Genomic DNA, 15,967 nt, shown 5'->3' with positions numbered 1-15,967 from the left:
TTATTTTGCCTAACATATTGCCACTTTTTTATACCGAAATATACACTTTTTGGCGATTTAAAAGTACTGTTTTCAACTGAATTTAATCACAAGTTATTAACAATCAAATTGTTAATTCATTTTTAAGGAATGACTAATTAAAATCCGTTACCCATTCAACGGATTAAAATCCGTTGCTACAATATAAACCGTCCGCCGCTGCGGACTATTTCAAAACATATAAAATCGCTTTAACAACGGACTAAAATCCCTTGCTACACTATGTCCCGTACGCCGCTGCGGACTATCACATTACCTATTAGAGCCTTGGGCTCGGGTCCTTTTGTAAAGCTGGACTTTAGTCCAGTTGACAACAAAAAACCCAGAAAAAAGAGCCGTAGGCTCGGTGCATTTTTTGACTTTCACTTTGACACGTTCGAATTCAAGAACGAAATTTTCAATACCATAATCCAAATTTTAAACCTTTAAACTCTTACATCTTTACACCCTATCTCCCACCCAAAAAGAGATTAACAACAACGTCTTGTATCAACGAAATCATACAAATTGCTAATAGCACTGAAAGCGCAAAAGTACTCAGCGCTAACTTTTTTAACTCGGGATCTAATGCTCTAGGCTCTTGGTTTTTATAAACCGTAATTAAATGTTTAGTCAAAGGAATATACGCCAGTAAAAACAAATATTGGTCTAAACTAAAATCCTGTGTCAACGCAAAGACAACCACCAAAATCATCGCCGAAACGATAAGAAAATAATGGTATTTCTTTGCTTTGGCTGCGCCAATTTGCACTACAATGGTATTTTTATTCGACTTTCTGTCAGAGGCTTCGTCGCGCATATTATTCAAATTCAAAACGCCAACACTCAAAAATCCGATGGCGATTGCTGGTAAAAACAAATCGAATTCTATTTGTTTTGAATACAAGAAATTAACACCCATAGTACTCACCAAACCAAAAAATACAAATACAAATACATCCCCATACCCACGATATCCATACGCCGTATTGCCTACAGTATATCGAATTGCCGAAGCAATGGCCAAAATCCCCAAGCCTAAATAGAACAAAGAATATCCTACATTAGTATAGCGAAAAGCATAATAAATCAGCAAGATGGCTGAAATGAGCGTCAGAACTGAGGTACTAATTATAGCGCGTTTCATCGCTTGTGGCGAAATCACTCCCGATTGTATGGCACGCTTGGGACCAATTCTATCTTCGTTATCGGTACCTTTGATACCATCGCCATAATCGTTGGCGAAATTGGACAGGATTTGCAGTCCAAGCGTGGTTAGCATGGCAAAGCCAAATAGCCTCCAATTGAAGACCTCTGTGGGCGTGAGGAAGTTATCCGTTGGATAGGCCAAAGCATACATACTGCCCACAATTATTCCGGAAACCGATAAGGGTAAGGTTCTTAATCGTGCGGCTTGAATCCAATGTTTCATTTGAGGTTAGAAGTTAGAAGTTAGAAGTTAGAAGTTAGAAGCTGGGAGTTAGATGTTAGAAGCTGGGAGTTAGGAGTTAGGAGTTAGATGTTGGAGATTAGAGATTAGAGTAGCGGTTTGCTATGTTGTACTTCGTACCTCGTACCTCGTACCTCGTACCTCGTACATCCCACTTCCCACTTCGTACTTCCCACTTCCCACTTCATACTTCCCACTTCCCACTTCCCTAAGGAAGCCATTTCTTTTCAAAGTTGGGTTTTCTTTTTTCGAGGAAGGCGTTTCGGCCTTCTTTGGCTTCGTCGGTCATATAGGCTAGCCTTGTGGCTTCGCCCGCAAAAACTTGTTGCCCTACCATGCCGTCATCGGTGAGGTTCATGGCGAATTTTAGCATTTTGATAGAAGTGGGTGATTTTTCCATTATCTCTTGTGCCCATTGGTAGGCGGTGTCTTCCAGTTCAGCGTGGGGGATTACCGCATTGACCATTCCCATTTCCATTGCTTCTTGAGCCGAATAATTGCGTCCAAGGAAAAAGATTTCACGGGCTTTTTTCTGTCCTACCATTTTGGCCAAATAAGCTGAACCATACCCTGCATCAAAACTGGTGACATCGGCATCCGTTTGTTTGAAGATCGCGTGTTCTTTGCTCGCTAAAGTCAAATCACAAACTACGTGCAAACTGTGTCCGCCACCCACAGCCCAACCGGGAACTACGGCGATAACTACCTTTGGCATAAAGCGAATCAGGCGTTGGACTTCGAGAATATTCAATCGATGCTGCCCATCGTCGCCAACATAGCCCTGATGCCCTCGCGCATTTTGATCGCCACCGCTGCAAAATGAATAAACGCCATCTTTGGTCGATGGTCCTTCAGCCGAAAGTAGCACCACTCCTATAGAAGTGTCTTCCTGAGCGTCGTAGAAAGCTTGGTATAATTCGGAGGTTGTTTTTGGTCGAAACGCATTGCGAACATTGGGTCTGTTGAAGGCTATTCGAGCCACGCCATTGCATTTTTTATAGGTGATGTCTTCGTATTCTTTGACGGTTATCCAATCCATTAGAGCGGTTTTATATTTTAAATGTAAAATTAGCGCATTTTTTAGATTTATCTAATACTTCCCAAATTAAAAAAACTGGCGGCTTAGAAATAATCTTGCTAAAATATATTTTTAATTATATTTGCACCCATTATAAACCAAGCAAACACTAAACAAATACCACTTACTCTTTTGATTAGGTACCCATTACCGAATTAAATACACCTTTTGACTCGTTTAAAAAGTGTCTTTAGTTTAAATTTTCTCTATTTATGCTTCCTAAAAAGACCTTTTTTTTCATTCTAGCATTTGTTTTTTGCGCATCCACTTTTGCACAACAACTCGAGAGCAGTGAGATAGAAACGCTCATCACCAGTAATACTACTGACAGTACTGCTGTTAGTTCGAATGAAATCAAAGTAGTTTTTAAAGATAGTCTGATAGCAACAGTAGATTCTATTGCTCCAGTTTCAGTACAAAATGTGGCCATCTATCCACCACCTTATCGCAATTGGAGAAGACTAGGGTCCGGCAGTGCAATGTATGCCGGCGCTACCGTAATTGCTTTTGGAATACTTTGGGCCTTGCCCGAACGCACCACCAAATGGAACAAAGAGGAAATGAAAGAGAAAGGCATTTTGTGGAAATGGAAGCAAAATGTAAAAGCGGGACCCATTATGGATCAAGACAATTGGGTGCTCAACTGGATTGCACATCCGTATTGTGGTGGTGTTTATTACATGACGGCCAGAAGTTGTGGATTTACAGTTCTAGAGTCCTTTGGCTATTCTGCGATTATGTCTACTTTTTTCTGGGAATACGGCATCGAATCTTTTGCCGAAATCCCTTCTAAACAAGATTTAATTATCACGCCTGTGGTGGGTGCTGTAATGGGTGAAGGATTTTTCTATGCTAAGAAATCGATTCTTAAGCACGACAAAAAAGTATTGCGATCAAAGATTTTGGGTATGACCTCCTTATTTTTGATGGATCCTTTCAACACTATTTTAGACGGATTTGGATACAAGGACAGGGTCAAAACCCAAATGAATATCGCTCCTGTGGGCGTGAATCAGTTGTCGAAAACCCCTGTTTGGGGCATTCAGTTTTCGGCGCAATTTTAATTTACTTCTGCTAGCTATTTATTTTTATTTTACTGTAGTAATTCTATTCAGTTACACACGCAGCAACTCCCACACGTCTCTTCAAGTGATTTTGAATAGTAATGCGACAGCTTTACGATACAATCCCGACAGCTTTCGGGAGTATCGAGAAGTCGTTTTTTTTATTCTTTAATCAAAAAAGAAATCCTATATTTTACAGTACCTAAGGACCTGTTTTTATTTTTATATTTCTGATATACAGGTATTTATAATCTGTATGAAAAGTATTCAAATCACTTCTTTTTGTTAAAAACTCTTCCCGATTGTGAATAAGTTTGACTTTTTATAACCGGTAGAACCTTTTACCTTTGGATTTGTCAATTAGGTACTGATTGTCAGTGCATTAAGACAAATTGTTTTTTTTATTAATTTAATACGCAAAAATCATGGCGATTAAATTTAAGACGCAGTCCAGAAAGAATCCGCAGGACATGACTGCCCCTGAAAAGTATTACGCTGCTGCGGTAGCAGACGGCAATGTCGATTTGGATAGGCTCGCGGAGCTGATTTCCTATCAATGTACGGTTAACGAAACCGACTGTTATGCCGTGTTGTTGGCTTTAGAGCACAACATCATTGGCGAACTAGGTCAAGGAAGAATCGTGAAACTGGGTCGGTTAGGTAATTTTCAAGTGGGCATTAGCTCTAAAGGAAGTGACACTGCCGCCGAAGTTTCAGCAACCGCTATCACTAAGAGTCGTATTTTGTTCCGTCCTGGAAAAAAATTGCGTACGATGCTTGATAGCGTATCCTTCAGAAAAGCTGGCTAGCACCTCGTTTTTTGAACGGATTTTTAATGTAAGACCTTGGGTATTTCAGTGCCCAAGGTCTTTTTTTTGTCCTAATTTTCACGAAAACTTTCGTCAATTTGTCCTGACGAGGCAAATGTTTCGACCTGACGAAGCAAAAAGTTTGTCCTGACGATGTAAAAATGACATTAAGACGAATTGAAAACTACCTTCTTTCTCTTCTTTTTTCTCTAAAAATCTACATAATAACGCCAACTTGCAGTTTTGGATGGCAATTTGCACCAAAAAAAAGCAAAAAAAGGATAAAATAAGCGGGTTTTTTAATAGTTTTGGCGACACAGCAAGCACTTTTTTGAGACTTTTTTCCATAAAAAAAGCTCAAAATCACTGGCTAGCACCTCGTTTTTTTGAGCGAATTTTTAATGTAAGACCTCGGGCAATTTCAGTTACCGTTTCGAATTACGGGTTAAAAGTAGTGAAATGTTACGCACGCTTTTACAAAATTATATAAAATTGTTGAAAAGTTTTTATAATTTTTGAATCCGTTTTTATTAGGCTATTTTTTACCTAAAAATTAGCTTTTACATAAAGTACAACTCGAAAACAAAATGGGATTGCAAATGCTTTACATAAAAAAATGGTGAAATTAGGGAAGCCGTAAAGAATAAATTTTGCAATAGATTACATTTGAATATTATTTAATCTAAATCTTATAAAAAATGAAAAAAAATATTATTATTTTAGTTATTATTACATTATTAGTTCCCAAACAATCGAATGCTCAAAGTAATGGTGCAGCGGCAGCAGTTGCTGTCGGAGCTGGTTTATTAGCTATTGGAGCAGGAATTGCCGCCGTGGAGGATATGAAAGAAAGAGCGGAATTAACGGCTACGCAATGGGTGTTAGCTAATCACCCTGAATTGAATAGCTTTTCATTAAAAACACTCGACTTTGATGGCAAAAAAACAAAGGATATGTCATCAACATCCGTTATTTCTTTTAAAATACAAGAATTTAGTCCGGCTGACAATCCAAAATTGGACGGCAAAAAACAGGTATTACTAGCTTTTACTAGCTATGGTTGGATTAGTGATCAAGGTATTGACTTTAACAAAGTAAGTTGGTATTTAATAGATAGTACTGAATGGCTTAATATGATGGTAGCTTATGCCAAAGTAGCTTCAAAAGAAAAAAGTGATGCTGTACTAAAGGATGTATTAACGAATGGAGTTGTAGTTAATAAAGGAATAAAAGCAAAAGGTAAATCGGAAATTCCTTTTTTTAAATTAGAAGGAGATATGTATTTAGTAACTGATTATTCTTCTGAAATGAAATTGATTTATAATGAAAAGACTCTTGGTATCTATTTAAAAAATACAGGGAATTTAGTTCAGATGGGAAGGAATGCTATTATTGATACTCATGAATTCTTTTTTCAAAAAAATTGAGCTTTAATATATCGAGCATGTGACTATTTCAAAAACCCAATTCTAAGAATAAACTGAGATAAATATATTATCAAAATGTAGTAAACCGCAAAATTAAATTTTGCGGTTTTTTTATTTCTATAAACTCTAGAAACCTATATTATGATATAAAAACCCACCACATCCCCTCTACAATCCACCTAATAACTTTGTTAACAACTAACTTCTTTATGCTTACAATTGTATGCGGGTCAATTGTAGGCGCAAAACTAATTTTATAAACTATGGATATTAAAGAAAAATTTGGTCAAAAGGTTAAATCCCAAAGGGAAGAAAAAGGAATTTCTATTGAGCATTTAGCCAATATTTCTAACGTAGACAGAAATTATATTTCTGATATAGAAAAAGGCAAACGAAATGTTTCAATTGAAATAATTGAAAAAATAATTACTGCACTAGACACTGATTTAGGAACTTTTTTTAACGACAAAAGATTTAAGAAATAAAAATGAAAGAGACAATATCAAGAGATGAATTTATGGAATTTTTTCGTGATACTATAAAATTAAATCAACTAACGCCTGATGATAGAGTTGAAATATTAAGAACAATTTTATTGGGAAGTTCGGATTTAACAATGAATTTATTGAATGAAATTTTAAGCGATTATTCTGTTGATAATCTTGAAATAACAGAATTAAAAAATGGCAAAAAGTAATAATTGGACAAAAGAAGAAACGATTGTCGCTTTCAATGTGTATTGCAAAGTTCCCTTCAAAAACAGTAGCAAAACCAATCCTACCATAATAAAATATGCCAATATAATTGGTAGAAGTCCATCTGCTTTAAATATGAAAATAGGAAACTTCGGTAGACTTGATCCAGAATTAAAAAAACAAGGAATTGTTGGCTTAGGAAACGGAAGTAAACTTGATGAAATTGTATGGAATGAATTTAACGGAAATTGGGGGAAATTAGCATACGAAAGTGAGTTATTAATTGCTGAATTTCAAAACAAAAAAGTTGAAGAAATAATTGATGTTGAAATTTTTGAATTTCCAATTGGTATTGAAAGAGAAACAATAATAAAACAAAGAGTAAATCAAAGTTTCTTTCGTTCCACAATACTTTCATCATACAATTTAAAGTGTTGCATTACGGGATTATCGATTACTGATTTCTTGGTAGCAAGTCACATAAAACCTTGGAAAACTGATGAATTAAATAGATTAAATCCTCACAATGGATTGTGCTTAAATTCAATTCACGACAAAGCATTCGATGAAGGTTTTATAACAGTTACACCAGATTACAAAATTAAAGTTTCAAAGTATTTTGATGATTTCAAAAAGGATGAAGCTATTCCAGAGTTCTTTTTAAAATATGAAGATCAGTCAATTATTTTACCCGATAGATTTCTACCATCAAAGGAATTTTTAGATTGGCATTATACAAATCTTTTCAAAAAGTAAAATTTATATAATCATTTGGTAAAAATAATCGAAGAAGAAAATCCATTAAATTTTGATATTTCAAACAAACATCAATTTTACACATACAAAACTAAGCGCCTGTTAACCGATATAGCTTTAGGAATGATGCCTTCAAAAGTTTGGTCAGGAACTTATGAAGCCAATGGAGGATACTTAATTGTAAAAGAAGATGGGGAAGTTTTATGTTATCATATTTATAATAAAAATGAATTTGAAAACTACCTTTTAAATAACACAAAATTGGATACTGGAAGCAGCACAAGACACAATTTTGGTACTGTTTATTTGGAAAATGACAGTCTATATTTCAAATTAAATTTACAAATACGATTCATCAAATAAATTGATAATTACTTTGGAATTAAACTCTTTCTAAATGCCATCAAAAAACCTCTGGTCACGCGAAGAATTAATACTAGCTTTCAACTTGTACTTAAAAATTCCTTTTGGAAAAATGCATAGTACAAATAAAGATATTATTCATCTTGCAAATCTTATAGGTAGAACTCCAAGTTCAATTGCGTTGCGGTTGGTAAACTTTGCTAGTGTTGACCCAATTTTATCAGCTAGAGGAGTCAAGGGAATGGTTGGTGGTACAAAGATAGTCCAGCCCATTTGGGATGAATTTTTTCATAATCAAGAGGAATTGGTTTTTTTAAGCGAACAAATTCTGGCTCAGAAAGAAAATACTTCTATTGAAAACAAGTACCAAGATATCCTTTTTGATTTAAAGGGATTAAAAGGTGAAACTGTAATTCGGGAAGTGAAAACAAGAGTCAACCAATCGGTTTTCAGGCAAATGGTTTTAACCAATTACACCACAAAATGTGCTATTACAGGAATTGATATTCCGGAACTGCTTTTGGCAAGTCATATTGTTCCTTGGTCTAAAAACGAAAACGAAAGGTTAAATCCTGAGAACGGAATTTGTCTTTCGGCACTTTATGATAAGTCTTTTGACAAGGGATTAATTGGTATTAATCAAAGCTATCAGGTGGTACTTTCTCAACAATTGAAAAAGAAAAAAGACACCTCTTTTTATCAAAGCCATTTTGCGCCTATTGAAAATCTAAAGATTACTTATCCTATAAAATATATGCCGAGAAAAGAATTTCTGGAATATCATTTGGATAGTATTTTTGAAAAATAGCTTTATAACAACCCGTTATGGATAAAATAACACAAATCAATGTGGTGCTCAAAGAGTATTTTGCACTGAATAAAACGGTTCGTATTGTACCCGCAAAGGATATGATGCCTTATTTTATCCTTGCTGGTATTTTTCCCGCTGACCACAGCAATGGGATGCCCATTCGCGCGCTTTTGAGAAAATTAGATGCCGACAAAAAATTGCGCCGTATTCCGTTTGCCGTTGCGGAACGGAAAACAAAAAACACGAGTTGGTTTTTTAGGAGGAAATAGGTGTTGGGTGTTGGGTGTTGGGTGTTGGGTGTTGGGTGTTGGGTGCTGGGTGTTGGGTGTGGGGTGCTGGGTTTTGGGTGTTGGGTGTTTTTAGCAGTTTCTATTCAATTTATAGATGTAGTTACTTTCATAGAAGTTAAACTTTTGGAGTAGCGTAGCAGTTAATACTAAATTCAGTATTTTTGTATTGTGAAAGAATCAGTCAACATAGCAACAATTTTTCCTAAACACTTGTTTTGGGATATGGATCATAGTAAACTTCATCTTTCTAAAGATAAGGACATTATCATTCCAAGGGCTTTGTTTGCAACCACTCCTGAGACATTTGAAACTGATATTTTAAAATTAGAAGCGCTGTATTCAACTAAAGATATTGTAAAATACTTAAAATTAACAACAGAAAATATCAGTAATAAAGTTTGTATTAGTGTTGCAAAAAGATACGGTGTAAAACCATTTCTACGTTTTTCACTTTAATTTATGAAAGCAGTCACTCCGGCAATCATAAAAGCCATTATTGAATTACAAACATTACCCACCGTATCAAAATTTACTTTAGGTGGTGGTACAAATCTAGCACTACAATTCAATCACAGAATTTCTAATGATCTCGATTTATTTTATGAGTGAATAATTGGCAAAGAGGGATTTAAAAATATCGAAAATGAAGTCAAAAACTACTTTGGTAATAAAGCAAAAAGCTTTGATAATCCTTGTTATATCAATGATCAATATTGTTTTCTGCGTTTTTATCTTGATTTAGAAGATGGCGAAACTATAAAAATAGAATTGCTTCAAAATATGAAGAATTTATTTGATTTAGAAGTTAATCAAGGGATAAATGTACTTTCTAAAAAAGACATTGGTCTATTTAAATTAATCAGTACGTCAAACCGTTCGACCAAAAAAGATATTTATGACTTAGACTTCATAACCGATACGATTTCATTAATCGATTTATATGAATACTTGAAAGTTAAAACACTTAAATTCAACAAAGAAGAGCATAAAACAATATTTGATTTAAACAAAAACAACACCCCAATTGACAATCCAGAATTACTATTAAAATTTGATGATAACGCCGACTATTCAAAATTTCCTTCACATACTAACGATACTATCCAAATCATCGAGGGAAGCAAAACTTGGATTGAAGCAAAAATAAGTTGGCGTGCAAAAGTAAGACGACTTTACGAGCATTTAGGCAAAGATTTTCCTGGACCCAAAGGAATAAAAATTAAATAAGCTGTTCGGGTGTTGGGTGTTGGGTGTTGGGAGTTGGGAATTAGGTGTTGGGTGTTGGGTTCTAGGTGTTGGGTATTGGGAGTTAGAAGTTGTCGGTCTTGATTGAATATTTGACCGCAGATTGCTCCGGTTAGCACCCATTTATTCTTTAGTTGGATTAGTTGATTTTCGGGATTAGTACTTCAATCCATCTTTGGGGATAACCATACGAAGTACTTTAAGAACCTTCCGCTTCACATACTGTGAATTTTACAACTATTACCTTGATTGTTGTAAGCGCATAGCGTCCGTTGGGTTCTAATTTTGTATTGGTTACTAATACAAAGATCGTATGTCCTTTCCCAAAAATCATTCTCGAAGAAAATTTATACCGATTAGCAATATTATAAGAGTCCAATAAAATGTACTCAAAATATTGTCTATCGGCATTAACCATTGTAAAATTTTAAAATGGATTAGACCATTTTAAAATTACAATTGGTATAATCCAACAAACCGCCATAGTAGGCACAGGTATAATTCTAACTAATGCAATGCATTTATTTGCGCAACAAAATTCAAACACTATGAGCACTACAACACCATCAAAAGGGTACGCCGGAAAAGACGAAAGCGGTACATTAGAACTTTGGAACTTCGAACGCAGATCGTTGACTGACCACGATATTTTAATTGAAATAAAATATTCCGGCATTTGCCATTCCGACATTCATACCATCAAAGGGCATTGGGGAAAACAAAAATATCCGCAAGTTCCGGGACACGAAATTGCAGGCATCGTTACTGCCATTGGTAAAAATGTAACCAAATTCAAAGTGGGTGATCGCGCCGGTGTAGGTTGTATGGTTAATAGCTGTATGGAATGTGACAGCTGCAAAAGTGGCGAAGAACAACATTGCGAAACTACTGGAATGGTAGGCACTTATGGCTCGCCAGAAAAATCATCCCCAACCGGAATCACGCAAGGCGGTTACTCCAACAACATGGTGGTCACGGAACATTTTGCTATTAAAATTCCAAAAAATATCGATTTGCAGTATGCCGCTCCCCTACTTTGTGCAGGCATCACCACCTATTCGCCATTAATAAAAATAAAAATAAAAAAAGGGGATAAAATTGGCGTTGTGGGTATTGGCGGATTGGGACATATGGCTATCAAATTGGCGGTTTCTAAAGGAGCCGAAGTCTATGCGTTTACCACTTCCCCTTCTAAAGTTACTGATATCAAAGGTTTTGGTGCCAAAGAGGTGATTGTAGTGGACACGGCAGCAAAATTAAAACCGTGGTTTGGAAAAATGGATTTTATGATTTCGACCGTTCCGTATGCTTATGAAATGTTCGATTATATTTCTTGTGTGAAACCTTATGGTTATTTTACCCAGGTGGGTCAACCCATTAATGGCGAATTGATGATTAATAATACGAATATGATTTTCAATCGGGTGAATTTCAACGGATCGTTGATTGGTGGGATTCCCGAAACACAAGAAGTGATGGATTACTGTGCAGCACACGAAATCTATCCTCAAATCCAAATCATTAAAGCGGATGAAATCAATGAGGCTTGGCAGAAAGTCGTGAATAAAGAAGCGCGTTACCGTTATGTAATTGATGCTTCAACGATGTAATGATGCGCTACTGGAGTGTGGCCAAAAGCAAAGGCTAGGGAAATTCTAAAAAAATTGGAACTGACTGTACAACCACTTTACTTCCTATCTGGCGCTAGTTTTAGACGAGTGCCTCTTTTAATTCGCATTGATTTCGAAGCGTTGGCAAGGCTGTTTATCATTCGGTCGTACCAAATTTATCAATCCTAATTACTGCTCAAAAGTGGAAGTAGGATTTTTTAGCAAATTAGCAACAACCGATATTCCCCTTCCTTTTCTAAGGGTGCCCTGTGAATGCAAGGTAGCACTTGTTGTGTTGGATGATCTACTGCGAGGCGCCAAAGATGTCCTACCCCTACATTGATCGGGCTTGCGTGGGGTTGGGCTTGATAATGCAAATCGAAATAGTTTTCCTTTAAAAAATCTTCGAATTCGGCTGCTGGGCCGTTGTGTATAGCAGCTAATTTTTCTCGAATTTCGGGAATCAGCACTTTTTGCTCCGCTTGGGAATTCGCAATAATATCACTAGCTGCTCCGTGGTAGGTGCATAAAAAAGTATCGGTTGCAATGGGCGAACGATCCACATGAAACGAATACACATCGGTGGCTATGAAATCGAATTCCTCATCTCGTTCGTAACATTTCAATACATTAAGAGTCGGAGAAGCTCCGAAATCAGTTAATAATTGAAAATCCTTTAAGATTATTTCTCGTGCTCTATTCCCCTGTTCTGATAGTTGGAGTGCCAATAGGTCTTCAGGAAACACTTCGGTACAATTTTCTTTGAGTTGCAGTTGATGTACAATCGCTGCAAAATCGCCTTCCAGATTGCGGTACCAGCAAAGGGCATTCGTTTCTCCCTTAAAATCGGTATTGACCAAGTCCGAAAAAGTGGCTACTAGTCCAATTTGGTCGCTGTCAGAAAAGGTATTGCTCATAGTAGGTTGTCAAAAAGGGAGTTACTTTCTACCCTACAAAAATAGGGAATTGTTTTGGGTTATGGGTGTTGGGTGTGGGGTGTGGGGTGCTGGGTTTTGGGTGTTGGGTGTTGGGTTTTGGTGAGAAGAGACTTTTCGCTTGTCAAGCTGGGGATAAACTAAGCTCAGAATGAGAGTGTGTGGTGCCTTATGGTACTTCGCGTAAATTAATTAACAACCCGTTGGGTGTAATTAGTTTTTGATGATAATTTATCGTCAGTTCGAGTGGTTTTCGATAGAAAATCGTATCGAGAACAAGAAAAATTTCATTAAAAACGGTTCTCAATACATTTTTTGTTCCGTTTTACTGCACAAAAAACACTCGAACTGACGTTTTTAATAATTACGCCCAACGGGGTTAATTAACATACTAATTTTACCCGTATAGTCCTTTTTCAATTTTCTATTTGCTTATCTTTGGGGAACTTATACCAGCACTATTTATAAAATAGTCCATAAGTTTATAGTATAATACCGATATAGTATGAAAATAGTCCAATTTTGTTGGACTATATTGACCCGAGTCCGCCGCGGCGGACGAACAGGCGAAGCAATACATAATCGGTATTGCTATTTCTTTTTTACTTAAAAAAAACACTATATATTTATGAAAACAACAAATGTAAAAGCCTTTGGCACCAAAGCAGCCGATGCGCCTTTGAATGAAATGACCATTGACCGAAGAGATGTCACCGCTAAAGACATTGAAATCGAGATTTTGTATTGTGGCGTTTGCCACTCCGATTTGCATTTTGCCAAAAACGATTGGGGCATGACCACGTATCCAGTGGTTCCGGGTCACGAAATTGTGGGTAAAATTACCAAAGTCGGCAGTGAGGTAACTCATTTGAAAGTAGGCGATATTGCTGCTGTAGGATGCTTGGTCGATTCTTGTCGCACCTGCAGCAGTTGTGAAAAAGATTTGGAACAATACTGCTTGAATGGCTGGGTGGGAACGTATGGAGGTTATGACAAACATTTAGATCAACCGACTCACGGTGGTTACTCTGAAAAAATTGTGGTTGACGAACATTTCGTCTTGAAAGTACCCGCTAATTTAGATTTGGCTGCCGTTGCTCCGTTGCTTTGCGCTGGAATTACTACTTGGTCGCCGTTGCGTCATTGGAATGTTACGAAAGGCAGTAAAGTTGCCGTTGTGGGTTTGGGTGGACTGGGTCATATGGCCATCAAACTGGCCAAAGGTTTGGGTGCAGAAGTAACGCTTTTCTCTAGAACGCCAGGGAAAGAAAAAGATGCTTTAGACTTGGGCGCTGATGCTGTTATTATTTCTACTGATGACCATCAGATGGCTTCCGTGAGCGGAAAATTCGATTTGATTATTGATACTGTGCCTTATGTACACGATGTGAATCCTTATGTTGGTTCATTGACTATTGACGGTACGTTGGTTTTGGTTGGTTATCTTGGCGGTTTGGAACCTATTTTGAATACGGTTCCTATGATTATGGGGCGCAAATCTATTGCCGGTTCTTTGATTGGTGGTATTGCAGAGACTCAGGAAATGCTGGACTTTTGTGGTGGACATAATATCGTTTCGGAAATTGAAATCATCAAAATGCAAGACATCAACGAAGCGTATGAAAGAATGCTCAAAAGCGATGTGCGGTATCGTTTTGTGATTGATATGGCTTCTTTGAAATAACAATTAGCCTTTTAAAAAATGAATCCCAAACACTTTTTGAATTTGTGTTTGGGATTTTTATTTATTTTATTTTTTGGGTATTCTTGCATAAACTACTCTAAACCATATTAGATGTGTTTTTTGAACAGCGTATCTATCGCTTTTGCCAAGTGGAAATCTTTTGTCGTTATCCCATCGGCATCGTGGGTGCTGAGGTCAATGATTAGTTTGTTGTAGGTGTTTTTCCAATTGGGATGATGCGCAGACTTCTCTGCTACTAATGCCACAGCGGTCATAAACGAAAACGCTTCGACAAAACCCTTAAATAGCAATTCCCGATGGAGGAATTTTCCTTTTACTTTCCAAGCCCCATCTATTTCCTTCATTTGGTCCTGAATTTCTTGCTCGTTTAGCTTTTGCATATCCTTGTTTTTTGTTTGTTTGACATTCGAGGAATTACTACACAGTGAGAACAAAATAGTGTCGCTTTTTTTACCGTATAAGACAGGTAAGAACATTTAAGTTTTTGATTGTATCGCTTATCTGAACTTATATACCTTATATGGTAAGATTAAATGAATAACTGTTTCAATGCCACAATAATTGCTTCCTTCTACTTATTTACTCTTTTACCAAATAAATGCCGTCTTCCTTAATCTCGATTAATTTTTCTTTGTATAAAGCTCCAATGGCTTTCTTGAAGGTTTTTTTGCTCATTTTCAAGACCGTTTTGATGTCTTCGGGATGGGAATTATCGGTTAAACGCAGAAAACCGCGACTGGCACGCAATTCGTCAAGAATCTTGTCGGCATTGGGTTCAATGCTTTGGTAGCCTTGAATTTGGAGGGAGACATCAATTTTATTATCGGGACGAATAGCCTTAATATACCCTCTAAGTCGGTCTCCAGTTCGGATGGCATCGTCATACACCTCATCTTTATATAACAAGCCTTTGTGCTGCTCGTTGATGATGACGTTGATTCCTAATTCGGTGATGTGCGAAACGATTAAATCCACTTCTTCGCCTTTTTCAACTGTGATCTGGTCGTTTTTCAAAAACTGATTGGTTTTGCTGGAAGCGACCAAACGCTTGGTCTTTTCGTCCATGTACAAATACACCAAATAGCGTTTTCCTTTTTCCATTGGGCGCGCTTGCTCTTTGAATGGCACAAGAATGTCTTTTTCCATTCCCCAGTCCATAAAAGCCCCCACTTGATTGACATAATTTACCCGCAAAAGCGCAAATTCATTCAATAAAATATAAGGTTCTAAAGTGGTTGCAACAGGGCGTTCTTCGTGGTCTAAATACACAAAAACGATGATCTCCTCGCCTATTTCCCAATCGTTGGGTACGTATTTATTGGGTAACAATATGTCGTGAATTCCTTCGGGATCTTTTTCGGGATTTCCCAAAAACAATCCGACTTTCGTATCGCGTAATATGTTGAGCGTGTTGTATTTTCCTATTTCAATCATTATTTCTTGTCATTTGTAAAGTGCAAAGGTACGGAGATTGAAAGGATTTATTTTGAGAGTATTCCACGGCATTCGCTTTTAAAAAAAGTTGACACAAATTTCACAAATTTACACAGATTTCAATCTGTTTTGATTGCACGAATTTCAAAACAACTAAAATTCGCGTAATTCAATTTTAAAAATTAATACAATTTGTGCTAATTCGTGCAATTCGTGTCTGAAAATTTTAAACGCAAATGCCCTTAGGTATTCTATTGAAGTTTTTATTCTAATTCCT

General features: G+C 36.7%; 21 protein-coding genes. 14 read left to right on the top strand and 7 right to left on the bottom strand.

Annotated elements, in window-relative coordinates:
- Positions 1 to 487: 487 nt before the first annotated feature.
- The 3 genes from menA to RMO83_RS02880 form a co-directional block, all read right to left on the bottom strand.
- Positions 488 to 1,450: a 1,4-dihydroxy-2-naphthoate octaprenyltransferase gene (gene menA, locus RMO83_RS02890; RefSeq protein WP_310558170.1), complete on the bottom strand. Its 963-nt coding sequence runs from the start codon at positions 1,448 to 1,450 to the stop codon at positions 488 to 490.
- A gap of 104 nt (positions 1,451 to 1,554) precedes the next feature.
- Entirely contained in the window at positions 1,555 to 1,689 is a 135-nt protein-coding gene (locus RMO83_RS02885; protein WP_310558169.1) for a hypothetical protein, read from the bottom strand.
- Positions 1,677 to 2,507, bottom strand: a complete 831-nt coding sequence (locus RMO83_RS02880; protein ID WP_310558168.1) for a 1,4-dihydroxy-2-naphthoyl-CoA synthase — start codon at positions 2,505 to 2,507, stop codon at positions 1,677 to 1,679. The genes RMO83_RS02885 and RMO83_RS02880 overlap by 13 nt, the downstream gene beginning before the upstream one ends.
- A gap of 251 nt (positions 2,508 to 2,758) precedes the next feature.
- Between RMO83_RS02880 and RMO83_RS02875 the strand changes: the two genes are divergently transcribed.
- From RMO83_RS02875 to RMO83_RS02820, 12 genes are all read left to right on the top strand, one after another.
- Positions 2,759 to 3,610, top strand: a complete 852-nt coding sequence (locus RMO83_RS02875) for a DUF3943 domain-containing protein (protein ID WP_310558167.1) — start codon at positions 2,759 to 2,761, stop codon at positions 3,608 to 3,610.
- A 425-nt stretch (positions 3,611 to 4,035) separates the two neighbouring features.
- Positions 4,036 to 4,419 carry an HU family DNA-binding protein gene (locus RMO83_RS02870; protein ID WP_310558166.1) on the top strand — a complete coding sequence of 128 codons (384 nt, stop codon included), beginning with the start codon at positions 4,036 to 4,038 and terminating at the stop codon, positions 4,417 to 4,419.
- A gap of 698 nt (positions 4,420 to 5,117) precedes the next feature.
- Complete coding sequence (locus RMO83_RS02865; protein ID WP_310558165.1) at positions 5,118 to 5,846, top strand: hypothetical protein; 729 nt, start codon at positions 5,118 to 5,120, stop codon at positions 5,844 to 5,846.
- 263 nt (positions 5,847 to 6,109) lie between these two features.
- Positions 6,110 to 6,331 carry a helix-turn-helix transcriptional regulator gene (locus RMO83_RS02860; protein WP_310558164.1) on the top strand — a complete coding sequence of 74 codons (222 nt, stop codon included), beginning with the start codon at positions 6,110 to 6,112 and terminating at the stop codon, positions 6,329 to 6,331.
- A 2-nt stretch (positions 6,332 to 6,333) separates the two neighbouring features.
- The gene (locus tag RMO83_RS02855) at positions 6,334 to 6,543 is read left to right on the top strand and encodes a hypothetical protein (RefSeq protein WP_310558163.1); all 210 of its coding nucleotides are present in this window, start codon (positions 6,334 to 6,336) and stop codon (positions 6,541 to 6,543) included.
- Positions 6,530 to 7,297, top strand: coding sequence for an HNH endonuclease (locus RMO83_RS02850; RefSeq protein ID WP_310558162.1), 768 nt, complete (start codon positions 6,530 to 6,532; stop codon positions 7,295 to 7,297). Before RMO83_RS02855 ends, RMO83_RS02850 begins: the two co-directional genes overlap by 14 nt.
- 15 nt (positions 7,298 to 7,312) lie before the next feature.
- Positions 7,313 to 7,660 carry an HpaII family restriction endonuclease gene (locus RMO83_RS02845; RefSeq protein ID WP_310558161.1) on the top strand — a complete coding sequence of 116 codons (348 nt, stop codon included), beginning with the start codon at positions 7,313 to 7,315 and terminating at the stop codon, positions 7,658 to 7,660.
- 34 nt (positions 7,661 to 7,694) lie between these two features.
- On the top strand, positions 7,695 to 8,468 hold the full coding sequence (locus RMO83_RS02840; protein WP_310558160.1) for an HNH endonuclease: 774 nt from the start codon (positions 7,695 to 7,697) through the stop codon (positions 8,466 to 8,468).
- Between the two features lie 17 nt (positions 8,469 to 8,485).
- Positions 8,486 to 8,740 carry a hypothetical protein gene (locus tag RMO83_RS02835; protein WP_310558159.1) on the top strand — a complete coding sequence of 85 codons (255 nt, stop codon included), beginning with the start codon at positions 8,486 to 8,488 and terminating at the stop codon, positions 8,738 to 8,740.
- 189 nt (positions 8,741 to 8,929) lie between these two features.
- A complete protein-coding gene (locus RMO83_RS02830) occupies positions 8,930 to 9,217 on the top strand; it encodes a DUF6922 domain-containing protein (RefSeq protein WP_409024995.1) in 288 nt (95 codons plus the stop codon).
- Positions 9,218 to 9,220: 3 nt separating this feature from the next.
- A complete protein-coding gene (locus tag RMO83_RS02825) occupies positions 9,221 to 9,370 on the top strand; it encodes a nucleotidyl transferase AbiEii/AbiGii toxin family protein (RefSeq protein WP_310558157.1) in 150 nt (49 codons plus the stop codon).
- Positions 9,371 to 9,541: 171 nt separating this feature from the next.
- Positions 9,542 to 9,988, top strand: coding sequence for a hypothetical protein (locus RMO83_RS02820; RefSeq protein ID WP_310558156.1), 447 nt, complete (start codon positions 9,542 to 9,544; stop codon positions 9,986 to 9,988).
- Positions 9,989 to 10,205: 217 nt separating this feature from the next.
- Here the strand turns inward: RMO83_RS02820 and RMO83_RS02815 are convergent, their stop codons facing one another.
- The gene (locus tag RMO83_RS02815) at positions 10,206 to 10,424 is read right to left on the bottom strand and encodes a hypothetical protein (protein ID WP_310558155.1); all 219 of its coding nucleotides are present in this window, start codon (positions 10,422 to 10,424) and stop codon (positions 10,206 to 10,208) included.
- Positions 10,425 to 10,554: 130 nt separating this feature from the next.
- Here RMO83_RS02815 and RMO83_RS02810 point away from each other — a divergent pair, with 130 nt between their 5' ends.
- Complete coding sequence (locus RMO83_RS02810) at positions 10,555 to 11,616, top strand: NAD(P)-dependent alcohol dehydrogenase (protein WP_310558154.1); 1,062 nt, start codon at positions 10,555 to 10,557, stop codon at positions 11,614 to 11,616.
- Positions 11,617 to 11,834: 218 nt separating this feature from the next.
- On the opposite strand, the gene RMO83_RS02805 is transcribed toward RMO83_RS02810, so the two are convergent.
- Positions 11,835 to 12,533 carry a DUF1826 domain-containing protein gene (locus tag RMO83_RS02805; protein ID WP_310558153.1) on the bottom strand — a complete coding sequence of 233 codons (699 nt, stop codon included), beginning with the start codon at positions 12,531 to 12,533 and terminating at the stop codon, positions 11,835 to 11,837.
- A gap of 646 nt (positions 12,534 to 13,179) precedes the next feature.
- Between RMO83_RS02805 and RMO83_RS02800 the strand changes: the two genes are divergently transcribed.
- Entirely contained in the window at positions 13,180 to 14,235 is a 1,056-nt protein-coding gene (locus RMO83_RS02800) for an NAD(P)-dependent alcohol dehydrogenase (RefSeq protein WP_310558152.1), read from the top strand.
- A gap of 107 nt (positions 14,236 to 14,342) precedes the next feature.
- Here RMO83_RS02800 and RMO83_RS02795 read toward each other — a convergent pair whose 3' ends face one another.
- A complete protein-coding gene (locus tag RMO83_RS02795; RefSeq protein ID WP_310558151.1) occupies positions 14,343 to 14,636 on the bottom strand; it encodes a 4a-hydroxytetrahydrobiopterin dehydratase in 294 nt (97 codons plus the stop codon).
- A gap of 199 nt (positions 14,637 to 14,835) precedes the next feature.
- Entirely contained in the window at positions 14,836 to 15,690 is an 855-nt protein-coding gene (locus RMO83_RS02790) for a S1-like domain-containing RNA-binding protein (protein ID WP_310558150.1), read from the bottom strand.
- Positions 15,691 to 15,967: the final 277 nt, after the last annotated feature.

The organism is Flavobacterium sp. (assembly GCF_031423415.1).
In the GTDB taxonomy this organism is placed as follows: domain Bacteria; phylum Bacteroidota; class Bacteroidia; order Flavobacteriales; family Flavobacteriaceae; genus Flavobacterium.
This window is presented reverse-complemented; position numbering and strand designations above follow the sequence as displayed.